Origin of the sequence: Janthinobacterium sp. 17J80-10, assembly GCF_004114795.1 — a bacterium.
Classification (GTDB): Bacteria; Pseudomonadota; Gammaproteobacteria; order Burkholderiales; family Burkholderiaceae_D; genus Paucimonas.
Genome location: NZ_CP035311.1, coordinates 2,511,192 through 2,526,809 on the forward strand (window position 1 = coordinate 2,511,192; position 15,618 = coordinate 2,526,809).

Annotated in this window: 17 protein-coding genes; 7 read left to right on the top strand and 10 right to left on the bottom strand. The window is 59.2% G+C overall.

Annotated features, from left to right (window positions below; genetic code table 11):
* The first annotated feature begins 33 nt into the window (after positions 1 to 33).
* On the top strand, positions 34 to 594 hold the full coding sequence (locus EKL02_RS11240; RefSeq protein ID WP_241687695.1) for a hypothetical protein: 561 nt from the start codon (positions 34 to 36) through the stop codon (positions 592 to 594).
* 24 nt (positions 595 to 618) lie between these two features.
* Here the strand turns inward: EKL02_RS11240 and EKL02_RS11245 are convergent, their stop codons facing one another.
* The 8 genes from EKL02_RS11245 to EKL02_RS11280 form a co-directional block, all read right to left on the bottom strand.
* Positions 619 to 2,163, bottom strand: a complete 1,545-nt coding sequence (locus tag EKL02_RS11245) for a 2-isopropylmalate synthase (protein WP_128902135.1) — start codon at positions 2,161 to 2,163, stop codon at positions 619 to 621.
* A gap of 168 nt (positions 2,164 to 2,331) precedes the next feature.
* Positions 2,332 to 2,859 (bottom strand): peptidoglycan-binding protein LysM, encoded by a 528-nt coding sequence (gene lysM, locus EKL02_RS11250; RefSeq protein WP_128902136.1) that lies wholly within the window; start codon positions 2,857 to 2,859, stop codon positions 2,332 to 2,334.
* Positions 2,860 to 2,949: 90 nt separating this feature from the next.
* Positions 2,950 to 3,864, bottom strand: coding sequence for a CDP-diacylglycerol--serine O-phosphatidyltransferase (gene pssA / locus EKL02_RS11255; RefSeq protein WP_128902137.1), 915 nt, complete (start codon positions 3,862 to 3,864; stop codon positions 2,950 to 2,952).
* 82 nt (positions 3,865 to 3,946) lie between these two features.
* Complete coding sequence (locus EKL02_RS11260; protein ID WP_128902138.1) at positions 3,947 to 4,138, bottom strand: hypothetical protein; 192 nt, start codon at positions 4,136 to 4,138, stop codon at positions 3,947 to 3,949.
* Positions 4,139 to 4,150: 12 nt separating this feature from the next.
* Complete coding sequence (locus EKL02_RS11265; RefSeq protein ID WP_128902139.1) at positions 4,151 to 4,915, bottom strand: SIMPL domain-containing protein; 765 nt, start codon at positions 4,913 to 4,915, stop codon at positions 4,151 to 4,153.
* 90 nt (positions 4,916 to 5,005) lie between these two features.
* Positions 5,006 to 6,022, bottom strand: coding sequence for a ketol-acid reductoisomerase (ilvC, locus tag EKL02_RS11270; RefSeq protein ID WP_128902140.1), 1,017 nt, complete (start codon positions 6,020 to 6,022; stop codon positions 5,006 to 5,008).
* A gap of 89 nt (positions 6,023 to 6,111) precedes the next feature.
* Positions 6,112 to 6,603 (bottom strand): acetolactate synthase small subunit, encoded by a 492-nt coding sequence (gene ilvN, locus EKL02_RS11275; protein WP_128902141.1) that lies wholly within the window; start codon positions 6,601 to 6,603, stop codon positions 6,112 to 6,114.
* Positions 6,604 to 6,605: 2 nt separating this feature from the next.
* Positions 6,606 to 8,324: an acetolactate synthase 3 catalytic subunit gene (locus tag EKL02_RS11280; protein ID WP_128902142.1), complete on the bottom strand. Its 1,719-nt coding sequence runs from the start codon at positions 8,322 to 8,324 to the stop codon at positions 6,606 to 6,608.
* A gap of 530 nt (positions 8,325 to 8,854) precedes the next feature.
* Between EKL02_RS11280 and EKL02_RS11285 the strand changes: the two genes are divergently transcribed.
* The 6 genes from EKL02_RS11285 (at position 8,855) to EKL02_RS11310 (ending at position 12,779) form a co-directional block, all read left to right on the top strand.
* Positions 8,855 to 9,424 carry an RNA polymerase sigma factor gene (locus EKL02_RS11285; protein WP_128902143.1) on the top strand — a complete coding sequence of 190 codons (570 nt, stop codon included), beginning with the start codon at positions 8,855 to 8,857 and terminating at the stop codon, positions 9,422 to 9,424.
* Positions 9,421 to 9,822 carry a DUF3619 family protein gene (locus EKL02_RS11290; protein ID WP_128902144.1) on the top strand — a complete coding sequence of 134 codons (402 nt, stop codon included), beginning with the start codon at positions 9,421 to 9,423 and terminating at the stop codon, positions 9,820 to 9,822. Before EKL02_RS11285 ends, EKL02_RS11290 begins: the two co-directional genes overlap by 4 nt.
* Positions 9,823 to 9,824: 2 nt before the next feature.
* Entirely contained in the window at positions 9,825 to 10,574 is a 750-nt protein-coding gene (locus tag EKL02_RS11295; RefSeq protein WP_128902145.1) for a DUF3106 domain-containing protein, read from the top strand.
* A 77-nt stretch (positions 10,575 to 10,651) separates the two neighbouring features.
* Positions 10,652 to 11,128 (top strand): RDD family protein, encoded by a 477-nt coding sequence (locus EKL02_RS11300; RefSeq protein WP_164932071.1) that lies wholly within the window; start codon positions 10,652 to 10,654, stop codon positions 11,126 to 11,128.
* A 106-nt stretch (positions 11,129 to 11,234) separates the two neighbouring features.
* Complete coding sequence (locus EKL02_RS11305; protein WP_347232083.1) at positions 11,235 to 12,149, top strand: alpha/beta fold hydrolase; 915 nt, start codon at positions 11,235 to 11,237, stop codon at positions 12,147 to 12,149.
* 33 nt (positions 12,150 to 12,182) lie between these two features.
* Positions 12,183 to 12,779, top strand: a complete 597-nt coding sequence (locus EKL02_RS11310) for a TIGR00730 family Rossman fold protein (protein WP_128902147.1) — start codon at positions 12,183 to 12,185, stop codon at positions 12,777 to 12,779.
* A 1-nt stretch (position 12,780) separates the two neighbouring features.
* Here EKL02_RS11310 and EKL02_RS11315 read toward each other — a convergent pair whose 3' ends face one another.
* Together EKL02_RS11315 and purF are read right to left on the bottom strand one after the other, a co-directional pair.
* A complete protein-coding gene (locus EKL02_RS11315; protein ID WP_128902148.1) occupies positions 12,781 to 14,022 on the bottom strand; it encodes a cystathionine gamma-synthase family protein in 1,242 nt (413 codons plus the stop codon).
* A 25-nt stretch (positions 14,023 to 14,047) separates the two neighbouring features.
* Complete coding sequence (purF, locus tag EKL02_RS11320; protein ID WP_128902149.1) at positions 14,048 to 15,568, bottom strand: amidophosphoribosyltransferase; 1,521 nt, start codon at positions 15,566 to 15,568, stop codon at positions 14,048 to 14,050.
* Between the last annotated feature and the right edge of the window lie 50 nt (positions 15,569 to 15,618).

Here is a 15,618-nt window from a genome sequence, read left to right on the forward strand (position 1 = left end):
ATCGACCAGAGGGCGAAGTATACAGGAATTCACTTGAACATTCAAACACTTAGCGTGTTTTTCCAGGGATTTCCCAAATTTCTCTGGCGCAGCCACCTGTCGGCAGCTGGCTGCGCGACAGTATTGGCGCTTCTGGGCGCTTGCAGCCTGCCGCAACCGGTTGCGATCGGCTACTCGGAAGCACAGGTACTGGCGGCCCGTGGCACGCCGACCCACCGCTACCGGCTCGGCAGCGAGGAATTGCTGGAATATATGACGGGTCCCTACGGCCAGGAAACCTGGATGGCGCGGATGGACGCCAATGGTAAATTAGTATCCTTTCAACAGGTACTGACGGAAGAAAAATTTTCCACCATTAAAGTGAACAGTGCGACCCGGGAAGACGTGCTGCATGCGATCGGCGCCCCGAGCGAGCGTACCTGGCTGCGGCTGTCGCGCCTGGAAGTCTGGACCTATCCTTACCGGCAATACGATATCTGGGATTCCCTGATGCACGTTCACTTCGACAGCAGCGGCATCGTGCGCAAGATGGAAAATGCCCGCGACTTCCGCTCCCGCGGCATGAACGTGTTCGGCGCCCCCTCCCCCTGGTAACGACTCGGGTTAACGCGCCACCGCTTACAGCTGCGGGTTGAGCTTTTCGACCTTGGAATGCAGCTTGTTCAAGGCAGACAGATAAGCCTTGGCCGACGCCACCACGATATCCAGGTCGGCGCCCACGCCATTGACGATGCGCCCCGCCTTGGACAGGCGCATGGTCACCTCGCCTTGCGACTGCGTGCCCGTGGTGATCGCGTTCACCGAGAACAGCAGCAGCTCGGCGCCGCTGCCCACCTTGGCTTCGATGGCATTGAGCGTGGCATCGACCGGGCCATTGCCCTCCCCTTCGGCAGCCGTTTCCTTGCCATCAATGGAAAACACGACTTTCGACACCGGCCGCTCGCCGGTTTCGGAGTGCTGCGACAGCGAAACGAAACGGAAGTATTCCTGCTCGTGCGACTGCTGCTCATCGCCGACCAGCGCCATGATGTCTTCGTCGAAGATTTCCGACTTGCGGTCGGCCAGGTCCTTGAAGCGCGCGAAGGCCGCGTTCACCTCGGCTTCGGAATCGAGATGGATCCCCAGCTCGTCCAGGCGCTGCTTGAAGGCATTGCGGCCTGAGAGCTTGCCCAGAACGATCTTGTTGGCGCTCCAGCCGACGTCTTCGGCGCGCATGATTTCATACGTATCGCGGGCCTTCAGCACGCCGTCCTGGTGAATGCCGGAAGCGTGGGCAAACGCGTTGGCGCCCACCACCGACTTGTTGGGCTGCACGGCAAAGCCGGTAATCTGCGACACCAGCTTGGAGGTCGGCACGATCTGCGTGGTATCGATGCCGACGTCGAGATTGAAGTAGTCGCGCCGGGTGCGCACGGCCATGACGATTTCTTCCAGGGCCGTATTGCCGGCCCGCTCGCCCAGGCCATTGATGGTGCACTCCACCTGGCGCGCGCCGCCGATCATCACGCCGGCAAGCGAATTGGCGACTGCCATGCCCAGGTCGTTATGGCAATGCACCGACCAGACCGCCTTGTCCGAATTCGGGATGCGCTCGCGCAGGGTCTTGAGCATGTTGCCGTACAACTCAGGCACGCCATAGCCGACCGTATCGGCGAAGTTGATGGTCGTGGCGCCCTCCCGGATTACCGCCTCCAGCACCCGGCACAGGAAATCCACGTCGGAGCGGCTGCCGTCTTCCGGGCTGAACTCGACATCATCGGTAAACTGGCGCGCGTAACGCACAGCCTGTTTTGCCTGTTCCAGCACCTGGTCCGGCGTCATGCGCAGCTTCTTTTCCATGTGCAGCGGCGACGTCGCGATAAAGGTATGGATACGCTTGCGCGCGGCCGGTGCGAGCGCTTCGGCGGCACGCGCAATATCGCGCTCGTTGGCGCGCGACAGCGAACATACCGTGGAATCCTTGATCAGGCCGGCAATCGCCTTGATCGCCTCGAAGTCGCCCTGCGAAGATGCGGCGAACCCTGCCTCGATCACATCCACCTTCAGCCGTTCGAGCTGGCGGGCGATGCGGATTTTTTCTTCCTTGGTCATCGACGCGCCCGGAGATTGCTCGCCATCGCGCAGGGTGGTGTCGAATATGATCAGTCTGGAAGAATCGGCCATGGTGTGCTCCTGGTAAAACGCGATGAAAAAAAGCGGCGGCAAGCATCTTCACCCGAGGCAGGCGACAGCTTGCATCAGGGAATACATGAATTGTAATGGATAGGAAATTTTGCGCCTGAATGCCGCAAAAAAACGCCCGCATGTGCGGGCGCGGCCGGCAACGACAGGTTAATGCAGGGAGGCCTGGTCGGGAATGCGCAGCATCTGGCCAGGATAAATCTTGTCCGGATCGCTCAGCATGGGCCGGTTGGATTCGAAAATCAGCATGTACTTGTTGGGGTCGCCATAGAATTGCTTGGCAATCTTGGACAGGGAATCGCCGCTTTGCACGGTATACCATTGCGACTGGGACGCCTCGGTTTGCGAGACATTGAGTTCATCGTTGACATGCGCCACACCCTGCACATTGCCGCAGCAAAGCAGGATTTTTTCTTTTGCCTGCTGGTCGGGCACGGTGCCCGAAACCGTGACGGTTGCGCTGGAAGAATCGTACGCAATATCCACCCCCTCGGTCGGCAGGTGCTGGACGGCGATGTAATCGCGGATGGCCTGCTCCAGTTCCTGCTCCTTGGCGCGCAGCCCCGAAGTGGCAGCAGCGTCAGCCGAGGCGGATTGATCCTGCGGCGCTTCGGCTTTGAGATGGCCACCGTGCAATAATTTTTCGCCGGCTTCTTTCATGAATGACAGCAACCCCATGACATTCTCCTCTAGTGATGGAAAATCCCATCATGGCACCTGGAGAATGCCGTGGCCACCTGTTTCATCTGACGCAAAACAAGGATTCTGTTACTTCTCTTCAGGAGATTTTTCCTCGTGGGTTTCATCTCTGGTCTGGATGATGCTCACAGGCTTGCCCTTGGCTAGGCGCCAGAAATACACGCCATATCCTGACAAGCCGTACAGCACGAAGATACCGAACAGCACCTTGGGCGGATCGCTCGACACTGCCACGAAAATCAGGACGATGACAAAAATCGCGATGAATGGCACCGACTTGCGGAAATTGATATCCTTAAAACTATAGAACGGTACGTTGGTCACCATGGTCAGGCCGGCATAGAGCGTAATGCCGAATGCGATCCAGCTCAGCTCCGCGCGCGGCACGCCCAGGTCATCCATCAGCCAGACGAAACCTGCCACCAGGGCCGCAGCCGCCGGGCTGGGCAATCCCTGGAAATAGCGCTTGTCGACCACGCCGATATTCGTATTGAAACGCGCCAGCCGCAATGCGGCGCAGGCACAATAAATGAAGGCCGCAAGCCAGCCCAGCTTGCCCCAGCCGGCATCACCCAGCCCGCGCAGGGCCCAGACATACACCACCAGCGCCGGCGCGGCGCCAAAGGACACCATGTCCGACAGGCTGTCGTACTGCGCGCCGAACTCGCTTTGCGTATGGGTCAGGCGCGCCACGCGGCCATCCACGGCATCGAGCACCATGGCGGCGAAAATGGCGACCGCGGCATAGTCGAATTTGAGGTTCATCGCCATCACGATGGCATAGAAGCCGCAAAACAGCGCCGCCGTGGTAAAGGCGTTCGGCAACAGGTAGATGCTGCGCCGGCGCAGGCTCGGCCGGCCGATTTCTTCCGTTGCTTCCGGATGGGTTTCCAGCTCGGCCAGGCGCTTGTTCTTTAAGAGGTGCCGCGGACGCGGCAACAACGGAATCTTTTTTTGAGATTTACGTCGAGGAAAGTGTGCCATAAGTATTCTGTGGTGATGGTATGCCCTCGCCGAAGGCGGCATACGATGTGAAGTCAGGGAGCCGGGCTGATCATGCGGCCATTCATTTGCTGGCCTCGTCGGCAGCCTGCCGGTGTTCCTGCGCCTGTTGCTGCAGAACCCCTTCCACTGCCTTTGCCTTGCCCAGCGCATCACGCTGGCTCTTGGCGATATCCGGTGGCGACTCTGCCGGCTGACATCCACCGGCCAGAACGACAATTGCAGCGAGTGTCACGCTTGGCAATTTACGCTTCATATTCGTTCCCCCTCATTTGAATTTTACTTTACCGACTACCCGCATCTGCAGCGTCGTCTCGCCGGGCTCGAAATTCGGCTCCTCGACAGGCGCGGATTCCCGCGCTGAAGCGGATGCCAAACCAATGGTTTTGGCGCGCGCCATATCCGCCTGCGGCGCATAGGCACCGGACGCTTCGAAATCGATCATTTCCAGCACGGCATCGGATGGCCGACGGCCCATTGCCCTGGCGATTGCCGCGATGCGTTCATTCAGGTTCTTGTAGCTGGCTTCAATGCGCTGCTGGTCCAGCTTCGCCGTCGCGGCGTCACTCAAACCGAATTGTAAGCCATTCAGTGCCAGCAATTTTTGCGCTGCTGCGACTGTCTTCGGCAATGCCGCAAGGTTGATGGTCCTTACTTCCAGATACTGGCCGACACGCCATCCCACTGGCTGCCGAAGCTTGCCCGCATTGCCCGTGCGCGGCTGCACCGGCTCGTCGCTGTAGATCGGGTAGGTGTAGTAACCGTGGGTTTTCAGGCGCGCCTGCGGATCGGCGCTGCGGAGAATGTCGGTACCCTGCCGCATCTTCAGGTTCACGCGCGAGGCAGCAACCGTTTTGTCCTTGTCCTGCTCTTCCAGCATGAAGGTCGCGCGCGCTTCGTCGTTGACCTGTGTCACCTCACCTTCCGCTGGCACGACAACCAGGGTACCGGCGGTCTGTACGCCAGCCTGGGCCTGCGCAAACGACATCGTTGCGGCGCATGCCAGCAACACCAGTATTTTATTCAGGCGCATCGTCACGAACCTCCAGTAAAAAAGGGGCGTACATCCTGTACGCCCCATTCAGTTTAACCAGACTGGTTGCCAGTTGGTCAAAAGTTTTGCTTAGTTCTTGGACTGGTCGACCAGCTTGTTCTTGGCGATCCAAGGCATCATCGCGCGCAGCTTGGCGCCAACTTCCTCGATCTGGTGCTCGGAAGTCAGGCGGCGGCGGGAAATCAGGGTCGGTGCGCCGGCCTTGTTTTCCAGGATGAAGCTCTTGGCGTATTCGCCGGTCTGGATGTCCTTCAGGCACTGACGCATGGCGTTCTTGGTGTCTTCGGTGACAACGCGCGGGCCGGTGACGTACTCGCCGTATTCGGCATTGTTGGAGATCGAGTAGTTCATGTTGGCGATACCGCCTTCATAGATCAGGTCGACGATCAGTTTCAGTTCGTGCAGGCATTCAAAGTAAGCCATTTCCGGCGCATAACCGGCTTCCACCAGGGTTTCGAAACCGGCCTTGATCAGTTCGACGGCGCCGCCGCACAGCACGGCTTGTTCGCCGAACAGGTCGGTTTCGGTTTCTTCACGGAAGTTGGTTTCAATGATGCCGGCACGGCCGCCGCCGTTGGCCATGGCGTACGACAGGGCGATATTGCGGGCATTGCCGGACTTGTCCTGGTACACGGCGATCAGGTGCGGCACGCCGCCACCCTGGGCGTAGGTACCACGCACAGTGTGGCCCGGAGCCTTCGGTGCGATCATGATGACGTCGAGGTCGGCGCGCGGCACAACTTGGCCGTAGTGGACGTTGAAGCCGTGGGCGAAGGCCAGGACGGCGCCTTGCTTGGCGTGAGGAGCGACGTTTTCGTTGTAGACCTGGGCGATGTTTTCGTCCGGCAGCAAGATCATGATGACGTCGGCAGCCTTGACTGCGTCATTGACTTCGGCGACCTTCAGGCCGGCCTTCTCGACCTTGGTCCAGGACGAACCGCCCTTGCGCAGGCCGACGGTCACATTGACGCCGGAATCGTTCAGGTTTTGTGCGTGTGCATGACCTTGCGAACCGTAACCGATGATGGCAACATTCTTGCCTTTGATGAGCGACAAGTCACAATCTTTATCGTAAAAAACTTTCATTTGCTTTTCCTAATTTTCAAAAATTTATATTTTGCGGGGCCGCTGCACGCTGTCCCCAACACTAAACACTATAGAACCAACCAGTTCAACTAGATTTTCAGAATCCGTTCGCCGCGCCCGATGCCAGAACCGCCCGTACGCACGGTTTCCAGGATCGCACCGCGATCGATGGCATCAATGAACGCGTCGAGCTTGCCCTTGTTGCCGGTCAACTCAATCGTGTACGTCTTTTCCGTGACATCGATGATGCGTCCGCGGAAGATATCCGCGGTGCGCTTCATTTCCTCACGTTCCTTGCCCACCGCACGCACCTTGATCAGCATCAGTTCGCGCTCGATATGCGCGCCTTCAGTCAAATCCACCACCTTGACCACCTCGATCAGGCGGTTCAGGTGCTTGGTGATCTGCTCGATCACGTCGTCGGAACCGGTCGTTGCAATGGTCATGCGCGACAGGGTCGGGTCTTCGGTCGGCGCTACGGTCAGCGTTTCGATGTTGTAACCGCGCGCAGAAAACAGGCCGACCACGCGGGACAAGGCGCCTGCTTCGTTTTCCAGCAATACAGAAATAATGTGACGCATGATTACAGATCCTCCGAGCCCAGCAGCATTTCAGTCAAGCCTTTGCCGGCCTTCACCATCGGCCAGACATTCTCGGTCTGGTCAGTGATGAAATTCATGAATACCAGCCTGTCCTTCATGGCAAAAGCGTCCTTCAATGCGCCATCGACATCGCGCGGATTTTCAATCTTCATGCCGACATGGCCGAACGACTCCGCCAGCTTGGTAAAGTCAGGCAGAGAATCCATGTACGACTCGGAATAGCGGGAACCATAGTCGATTTGCTGCCACTGGCGCACCATGCCGAGGAAACGGTTGTTCAGCAGGATGATCTTGGGCGTCAGGTGATACTGCTTGCAGGTAGCGAGCTCCTGGATGCACATCTGGATCGAGGCTTCGCCGGTGATGCAGGCGACCGTGGCATCCGGGTTGGCCATCTGCACGCCCATGGCGTACGGCAAGCCCACGCCCATGGTGCCAAGACCACCGGAATTGATCCAGCGGCGCGGCTTGTCGAACTTGTAGTATTGCGCAGCCCACATCTGATGCTGGCCGACGTCGGAGGTAATGAAGGCATCGCCCTTGGTGATATCCCAGACTTTCTCGACCACCGATTGCGGCTTGATGACTTCGTCCGAGCCGGCGTATTTGAGACATTCGCGGCTGCGCCACTGATTGATCTGCTTCCACCAGTCGGCCAGCGCCGCAGCGTTGTTGGGCTTGGCGTCGGCGGCATCCAGTTGCGCCAGGAATTCCTGCAGCACTTCCTTGAGATTGCCGACGATGGGCACATCAACCTTGACGCGCTTGGAAATCGACGAGGGGTCGATATCGATATGGATGATCTTGCGCGACTGCGAGGCAAAATGCTTCGGGTTACCGATCACGCGGTCATCGAAGCGCGCGCCGATGGCGATCATCACGTCCGAGTGCTGCATGGCCATGTTGGCTTCGTAGGTGCCGTGCATGCCAGGCATGCCCACCGACAGCTCACTGGTGGCCTTGTAGCCGCCCAGGCCCATCAGGGTGTTGGTGCAGGGGTAACCGAGACGGTCGACCAGCTTGTTCAGTTCCGGCGCAGCGTCGGCCAGGATCACGCCGCCGCCGGCGTAAATCATCGGACGTTCTGCCTGCAGCAGCATTTGCACGGCCTTGCGGATCTGGCCGGCATGGCCCTTTTCCACCGGCTTGTAGGAACGCATCTCGACTTCCTTCGGATAGTCGAATGCGCACTTGTGCATGGTAATGTCTTTGGGAATATCGACCAGTACCGGGCCTGGACGGCCTGAGCTGGCGATATAGAAAGCTTTCTTCATGGTGGATGCCAGGTCCCTGACATCCTTGACCAGGAAATTGTGCTTCACGCAAGGGCGGGTGATGCCGACCGTGTCGCATTCCTGGAAAGCATCCTGGCCGATCGCCGTCGACGGCACCTGGCCGGAAATGACCACCATCGGAATCGAATCCATGTAGGCGGTCGCCAGGCCAGTCACGGCATTGGTGACGCCAGGGCCCGAGGTAACGATGGCAACGCCCACCTTGGTGGAACTGCGCGAATAGGCATCCGCTGCATGAACCGCAGCCTGCTCGTGGCGCACCAGAATATGCTGGAATTTGTCCTGATTGAAGATGGCGTCATAGATATACAGCACTGCGCCACCGGGATAGCCGAAAACGTGCTCAACGCCTTCTTCGGCAAGACAGCGTACGACGATCTCTGCGCCGGTAATTTCTGAACTCATACTACGTCCTTTCAAGGTCCATTGGAAATTGATCGGATGCTCTCTCCTGGCGGGACTGTGCGCGACGATGGATCCGGAGGCTTCCCTTGTTCGGGCAGTCACGCGGATTCTGCGCGCATCCGTAGATGCGTTTCAAACCAGCGCTTGATGCCACTCGTTCAGCCGGGGGTTTCCAGGGCAACGCGACAAGCCTGCCTGACAGGCTTGAGAGTCCCTCACGCTTGTGGCGTGGGTTAGAGCAAACAGCTTTCAAAGTGAAGCATGCCCATCCAGCATCCGGCATCTTGAGCCGGGTGCAGACGGACGAAAGATCCCTTCGGGATGTCGAAGGGAATGATACGTTAATGCGTTGCCTCGTTTTGGTCAAGTAATATTCAATTAATTCCCTTTGAAATCAAGGATTTTGAGTAAAAAAACCTGCACAATCAAAAGCTTTTTTGCTAGCATTCGTGCAGTTTTGTAATCAGCATCCACATCGACCTGTACCGAGGCACTACGTGGCGGCATCTTCAGGATGACCGCTCCATCGCATGGCAACCGACAAAGAACTCTCCGACTTCCTCGAAAATGTCGAGCGGCGCGCCTTCAAACAGGCCGTCTATGCCGTGCACAAGGATGAAGTAGCACTGGATATCGTGCAGGATGCCATGATCAAGCTGGCTGAGAAGTACGGCGACAAGCCCGCGGCGGAACTGCCGCCCCTGTTCCAGCGCATCCTGCAAAACGCCATTCTCGACCACTTCCGGCGCGAAAAGGTGCGCAATACCTGGGTCAGCCTGTTTTCCAGCCTGGGCAGCGACCAGGGCGACGACGACGAATTTGATTTATTGGAAAGCTATGCAGCCGAAGCCGGCAGCGGGGCCGCAGAGTCTGGCGCCGACCACCTGGAACGCGCGCAACTGCTGGCGATCATAGACGGCGAAGTACAAAAACTGCCAACCCGTCAACGCCAGGCCTTCCTCATGCGTTACTGGGAAGATCTGGACGTCGCCGAAACCGCAGCAGCCATGGGGTGCACCGAGGGCAGCGTCAAAACACATTGCTCACGAGCAACTCATGCACTGGCACGTGCATTGAAAGCCAAGGGAATTTACTTATGAATACCAAAGACCTGAATTTCGCCTACCGGGTCAAGCATGCGCTTGATCAGAACCTGGACAATTTGCCGGCTTCCACCGCAGATCGTCTGGCTTCCGCGCGCAAAAATGCCCTTTCCCGCAAAAAGCCCGAAGCCCTCCGATTTCGCATCAGCAGCCTGGCCATCGCCGGGCAATTCGGCGGTTATATGCAGGAGCGCATGTCGTGGCTGAGCCGCGTCGGCGTGCTGACGCCCTTGCTGGTTGGCGCCCTGATATTTGTCGGCTTGTACGAATTCGAACAGGAACAGCGCATTGCCGAACTGGCGGAACTCGATGTGGCCGTGCTGGCCGATGACCTTCCGGTCTCGGCTTACGTCGACAAGGGATTCAATGCCTATCTGGCAGCACGGGACGATTAAGAATGACAATGGCGGCTTTCCAGGTGTTTGCGAATCCGGCCGTGCTGTTGCGCGGCGCCGGGCGCATGCTTGGAGTTATCGTCCTTGCATTGCTGGCGGCATGTTCGCGCGGCGAAGACCCGGCAGGCGCATCGCCGGGAGCCACCCTGCCACGGGGAGAGAATACTGTCCTGCCTGCGCCGCAAGGCCCGCAATCACTTGCCGGCAAGGTATCGCCCACCGACAAGCGTCCGCGCTGGGCCGAGCTGACGCTGGCGCAGCGGCAGGCACTCGCCCCGCTGGCGGCCGAATGGAATGACCTGGATGGCATCCGCAAGAAAAAGTGGCTGGAAATCGCCGCCCGGTATGCGCAAATGGCGCCGGAAGAGCAGCAACGCCTGCAGACCCGCATGCAGGAATGGACGCAACTGACGCCGGAACAGCGGCGCATCGCGCGCGAAAGCTATGTGCGCGCCAAAAAACTCGATGCCGGGCAAAAATCGGCGAAATGGGAGATGTACCAAAACCTCCCGCATGAGGAAAAGCAAAAGCTGGTGGACAAGGCGGAAAGAAAGAAAAACGTCGTCAACCTGCCGCGCCCCCAGGCCGATCTCAGCAAGCCGGCGGCAACCAAACCCACCCCACCTGTGCTACCATCCGCCCCGACCGAAATGCCGGTCGCGCCACCACCGGCTGCGCCGCTGCCAACGGCGCCACCGGGGCCTGCGACTCCGGCCAATCCCGCCGTTCCTCCGGTCGATGCACTGGGCTAGGGCCTGGAAACCGAACAACTTCACCATTCACGCCGTTGGATACCCTTGCTCCTCCCCTGAAACGCCGCCTTGCCAGCATGCTGTATGAATCCATGCTGCTGTTCGGCGTGCTGTTCATTGCCGCATGGCTTTTTTCCACCTTGCTGCAGCAGCGTCATGCCCTGTATCTGCGCCATGCCCAGCAGCTTTGGCTGGTACTGGTGACAGGTGCCTATTTCGTCTGGTTCTGGACTCATGGCGGCCAGACCCTGGCCATGAAAACCTGGCATATCCGCCTGGTGGACAAGAATGGTGCGGCGGTGCCCGCCTGGCGCGCAATCCTGCGCTATCTGCTGGCATGGCTGTGGTTCCTGCCCGGCCTCGGGCTGGCAGCTGCCCTGGGCGCAGCCACCTGGATGCTGATGCTGATCCCTGCGCTGAACTTGCTGCTGTGGGCCGTCGCCATCTATCTCGATCCGCAACGCCAGTTCCTGCATGATCGCCTGGCAGGCACGCGCCTGGTCATGACAAAGCCTGTCCCACGGCAGCCAGCCGCTGCAGCCACCCCGCGCTAGATACCGGCCATGCTTTTCCGGCGCGTGCCGGCCGGCTAGGCTACACTGGCTACTGGCATCAGGTCGGTTTTGCTCGCACATGGTTGCTCTTGTTTCCAGATTAATATTGATTGCGCAGCTGGCCATTGCTGCGGCCATCGCCTATGGCCTCACACGCTTGAACGGCATGGCGCCGGCACCAGCCATCCTGTGCGCCGCAATCGTGCTGCTGGCCGTGCGGATGTCCATTACCGCCAATAATTTCCGCCTTGCCTGGCGCTTTCGCAGTGAAACCCCGGGACACTGCCGCCTCACCGCATTCCAGGCATGCCGCCTGTATCTGAATGAATTCCGTTCCACCATGCTCAGTTCATCGTGGACGCTGCCATTTCACGCCTTCGCCGGCCACACGGCGCTGCAATCGCGCGGCTTGCCAGTACTGCTGATCCACGGCTATGGCTGCAACAGCGGTTACTGGCACAGCATGAGCCGCAAGCTGCGCGACGCAGGCATTACGCACCACGCGGTCAGCCTGGAACCGATCTTCGGCGACATCGACAGCTTCGTGCCATCCGTGCACGAAGCTGTCGAAAGACTGCGCCAGGAAAGCGGTAGCCAGAAAGTCATACTGCTGGCGCACAGCATGGGCGGACTGGTGGCACGTGCCTACCTGAATGTCCATGGCGATGACCGCATCGCCCGCGTCATTACCCTAGGCACGCCGCATCACGGCACCGGACTGGCCGACTTCGGCATGGGCGACAACAGCGAGCAAATGCGCTGGATTGCCAGCGATCGCGGCGGCACGCCGAGCGCCTGGCTACAGGAACTCGCAGCGCGCGAAGACCACCGGCGTTATGCGCTGTTCGTATCGATCTATTCCCATCACGACAATATCATCGCCCCGCAAACTTCCTCCGAACTGCCGGGCGCGCGCAACATCGACCTGCACGGCATTGGCCATGTGGCTCTGGGCCTGAACCCGCGCGTGCAAAAGATCGTCATCGACGAAATATTCGCGGCCGGACAGCCTGACGAATAATGCTATGCTGCTGCGAAAATCAGGAAAACCCTTATGAAATCGATTTGCATCTATTGCGGCTCGTCGCCGGGCATCCTGCCGGCATATGCCGAGGCCGCCAGGGCACTGGCGCAGGAAATGGTAAAAGGCGATATTGCCCTGGTCTATGGCGGCGGAAAAGTAGGCTTGATGGGCGTCGTCGCCGATGAAGTGATGCGACTGGGCGGCACGGTCACCGGCATCATTCCCAAGGCCTTGCTGGACTGGGAGGTCGGCCACCACGGCTTGACGCAGCTGCACGTCGTCAAGGACATGCATGAACGCAAGGCCATGATGGCCGAGCTGTCGGACGGTTTCATTGCCCTGCCCGGCGGGATCGGCACGCTGGAGGAATTGTTCGAAACCCTGACCTGGGCACAACTGGGTTTCCACGACAAGCCGATCGGCTTGCTGAATGTCGCCGGCTTTTACGATGGCCTGCTGAGCTTCCTCGGGCAAGTCGTCAGCCAGGGCTTCCTGAAGCAGGCACAAGCCACCCTGCTGATGCATGAAGTGCAGGCCGACAGGCTGCTGGCGCGCTTCCGGGAATTCCGCCCGGGCCAGCATCCGCACAAGCTGGACACACCCAGCGCACAAGCCTTGCTGCCTTGATTCAGGCGTCGAGCGCCTGTCTGAAATCCTCGACGAGGTCGGCGGTATCCTCGATCCCCACCGAGACGCGGATCAGGGATTCGGCAATGCCCATGCTGGCGCGCCGTTCGGCGCCCATTTCATAGAAAATGGTATGCGCCACGGGGATCACGAGGGTACGGGTATCGCCCAGGTTACTTGCAGGCACAGCCAGCTTCAGGCGATTCAGGTAATCGAAGCAATCGATGCCATCCTTCAATTCGAAGCTGAACAAGCCGCCATAAGCCTTGAACAAGTCACGCGCCAGGGCGTGCTGCGGATGCGAAGGCAAGCCTGGATAATGCACCGCGGCGACACGCGGGTCGGCCTGCAGCATGTGCGCAAGCGCCAGGGCATTGGTACATTCCCGGTCCTGCCGCAGCGCCATGGTCTCGGCGCCGACCGCCAGGTGGTGTGCGGCTTCCGGGCCGAGCGAGCCGCCGAAATCACGCAGGGACTTGGCGCGCAATTGCGCCATGCCCCACTGCTGCACCGGGCTGCGCTTGTAATTGTCGTAAATATTGGGGAAGGCATTCCAGTCGTACATCCCGGTATCGGTCAGCGCGCCCCCCAGCGCGTTGCCGTGGCCGCCGATCGACTTGGTCAGGGAATTGACGACCAGGCCGGCGCCAACCTGCTTCGGCCGGAACAGATAGGGCGAAGTCATCGTATTGTCGACGACATACAGGATGCCGCGCTGCCGGCACAAGTCGCCGATGCGCGCCAGGTCGGCAATCTGCGTGCGCGGGTTGGCAATAGTCTCGACGAATACCAGGCGCGTGGCCGGGGTCAGCGCAGCTTCGACATTGGCGACATCGGTGGCATCGACAAACGACACATCGATACCCTGGGAATTAACCGTTTGCCACAGGCTATTGGTATTACCGAACAAAAAAGCCGAAGACACCACATGGTCGCCATCGCGCAGCAGTGCTTGCGCCACGGCGCCAATTGCCGCCATCCCGGTGGAAAAGCACAAGGTCGCAATGCCGTCTTCCATCCCGGTGATCTTATCTTCAAGGGCGGATACGGTGGGATTGCCCTGGCGGCCGTAACGGTAGCCGGGCTTCTTGCCCTGGAATACCTCGGCCAGTTCACGCGCATCCTTGTAGCCGAAGGCCACGGAGGTATGGATAGGCTTGTGCAGGGATCCATGCTCGACCGGCTTTTGCCGGTCGCTATGCAGGATGGTGGTGGTGAAGCCGTATTTTTTGCTGTCGGTCATGTCAATTCAGCTATTGCCGGCCGCCTCAGTCGGCCTGCGCCAGGTTGAGATTCAATTGCGAACGCACCAGGTCTTCAATGACCGGCTTGGGATTGTTGCGGGCGAATTCAATGCGGTCGAGGTAATCGCGCGAAATGTCGCCGGTAACGTAATCGCCGGTAAAGCAGGATGCCTCGAAGCGCCGCAGTGCCGGATTGATGTCGGAAATGGAACGCATCAACGCATCGACATCCTGGTACACCAGGTCGTCGGCAGTAATTTCACGGCAGACTTCTTCTTCGGTACGGCCAAAAGCAATCAGTTCCTTGCGTGTAGGCATGTCTATGCCATACACATTGGGGAATTTCACCGGCGGCGCGGCCGAGGCGAAAATCACGCGCTTGGCGCCGGACTCCCGCGCCATTTGCACGATTTCACGGCTGGTGGTGCCGCGCACGATCGAGTCGTCGACCAGCAGCACGTTCTTGCCCTTGAATTCGGAAGGAATCGCATTCAGTTTCTGGCGCACCGATTTCTTGCGCACGGCCTGCCCCGGCATCAGGAAGGTACGGCCGATGTACCGGTTCTTGATGAAACCCTCGCGGTACTCGATACCCAGTTTCAGCGCCAGTTCCATGGCGGCCGGACGCGACGAATCCGGAATGGGCATGACGACATCGATATCGCCCCGGGAAAATTGCTTGCGCACTTTTTCTGCAAGATACTCACCCATTTTCAGGCGCGTTGCATACACCGATGCGCCATCGATCACGGAATCCGGTCGGGCAAAGTAGACGAATTCAAAGGCGCAGGGATGCAGCAGCGGGCTTTCGGCGCATTGCTGTTGATAAAGCTTGAGGTCCTGGTCGATAAAGATCGCCTCGCCCGGCACGACATCGCGCAGGAACCGGAAGCCCAGGCCTTCCAGCGCAACCGACTCGCTGGCCACCATGTATTCCATGCCCTTCTCGGTTTCATTGACGCCGATGCACAGGGGACGGATGCCGTAGGGATCGCGGAAAGCCAGCATGCCGTAACCGGCGATCTGGGCTACCACGGCGTAGGAGCCGCGCACCCGCTTGTGCAGGACGGTCACGGCCCGGAACACCGCTGCCGGGTCGAGCGAATAGCCGCTGGTCGCTTCCTGGATTTCATGTGCCAGCACATTCAGCAAGACTTCCGAATCGGAATCCGTATTGATGTGGCGCCGGTCATTCTTGAACATCTCGATCTTGAGCTGTTCCCAGTTGGTCAGGTTGCCATTGTGGGCAAGCGCGATGCCGAACGGCGCATTCACGTAGAACGGCTGCGCCTCTTCCTCGCTGCTGGCCGAACCGGCAGTGGGATAACGGACCTGGCCGATACCGGCATTGCCTGGCAGGGAACGCATGTTGCGCGTACGGAATACGTCACGCACAAGTCCATTTGCCTTGTGCATGGAAAACTTGTTGCCATGACTGGTTGCGATACCGGCAGCGTCCTGACCGCGGTGCTGCAGCAGCAGCAATGCGTCATAAATCAACTGGTTGACCGGGGAGTTAGAAACGACGCCAACTATGCCACACATGGTGGACTCCTCAACTTAAGACAAAAATCTATTTGAAATGTTGGGGACAG

Excerpts from the sequence above, each read along its gene's own strand:
- EKL02_RS11245 (WP_128902135.1), bottom strand. The coding sequence starts at position 2,163 with ATGGCCGATTCTTCCAGACTGATCATATTCGACACCACCCTGCGCGAT.
- lysM (WP_128902136.1), bottom strand. The coding sequence starts at position 2,859 with ATGGGGTTGCTGTCATTCATGAAAGAAGCCGGCGAAAAATTATTGCAC.
- pssA (WP_128902137.1), bottom strand. The coding sequence starts at position 3,864 with ATGGCACACTTTCCTCGACGTAAATCTCAAAAAAAGATTCCGTTGTTG.
- EKL02_RS11260 (WP_128902138.1), bottom strand. The coding sequence starts at position 4,138 with ATGAAGCGTAAATTGCCAAGCGTGACACTCGCTGCAATTGTCGTTCTG.
- EKL02_RS11265 (WP_128902139.1), bottom strand. The coding sequence starts at position 4,915 with ATGCGCCTGAATAAAATACTGGTGTTGCTGGCATGCGCCGCAACGATG.
- ilvC (WP_128902140.1), bottom strand. The coding sequence starts at position 6,022 with ATGAAAGTTTTTTACGATAAAGATTGTGACTTGTCGCTCATCAAAGGC.
- ilvN (WP_128902141.1), bottom strand. The coding sequence starts at position 6,603 with ATGCGTCACATTATTTCTGTATTGCTGGAAAACGAAGCAGGCGCCTTG.
- EKL02_RS11280 (WP_128902142.1), bottom strand. The coding sequence starts at position 8,324 with ATGAGTTCAGAAATTACCGGCGCAGAGATCGTCGTACGCTGTCTTGCC.
- EKL02_RS11285 (WP_128902143.1), top strand. The coding sequence starts at position 8,855 with ATGGCAACCGACAAAGAACTCTCCGACTTCCTCGAAAATGTCGAGCGG.
- EKL02_RS11290 (WP_128902144.1), top strand. The coding sequence starts at position 9,421 with ATGAATACCAAAGACCTGAATTTCGCCTACCGGGTCAAGCATGCGCTT.
- EKL02_RS11295 (WP_128902145.1), top strand. The coding sequence starts at position 9,825 with ATGACAATGGCGGCTTTCCAGGTGTTTGCGAATCCGGCCGTGCTGTTG.
- EKL02_RS11300 (WP_164932071.1), top strand. The coding sequence starts at position 10,652 with ATGCTGTATGAATCCATGCTGCTGTTCGGCGTGCTGTTCATTGCCGCA.
- EKL02_RS11310 (WP_128902147.1), top strand. The coding sequence starts at position 12,183 with ATGAAATCGATTTGCATCTATTGCGGCTCGTCGCCGGGCATCCTGCCG.
- EKL02_RS11315 (WP_128902148.1), bottom strand. The coding sequence starts at position 14,022 with ATGACCGACAGCAAAAAATACGGCTTCACCACCACCATCCTGCATAGC.
- purF (WP_128902149.1), bottom strand. The coding sequence starts at position 15,568 with ATGTGTGGCATAGTTGGCGTCGTTTCTAACTCCCCGGTCAACCAGTTG.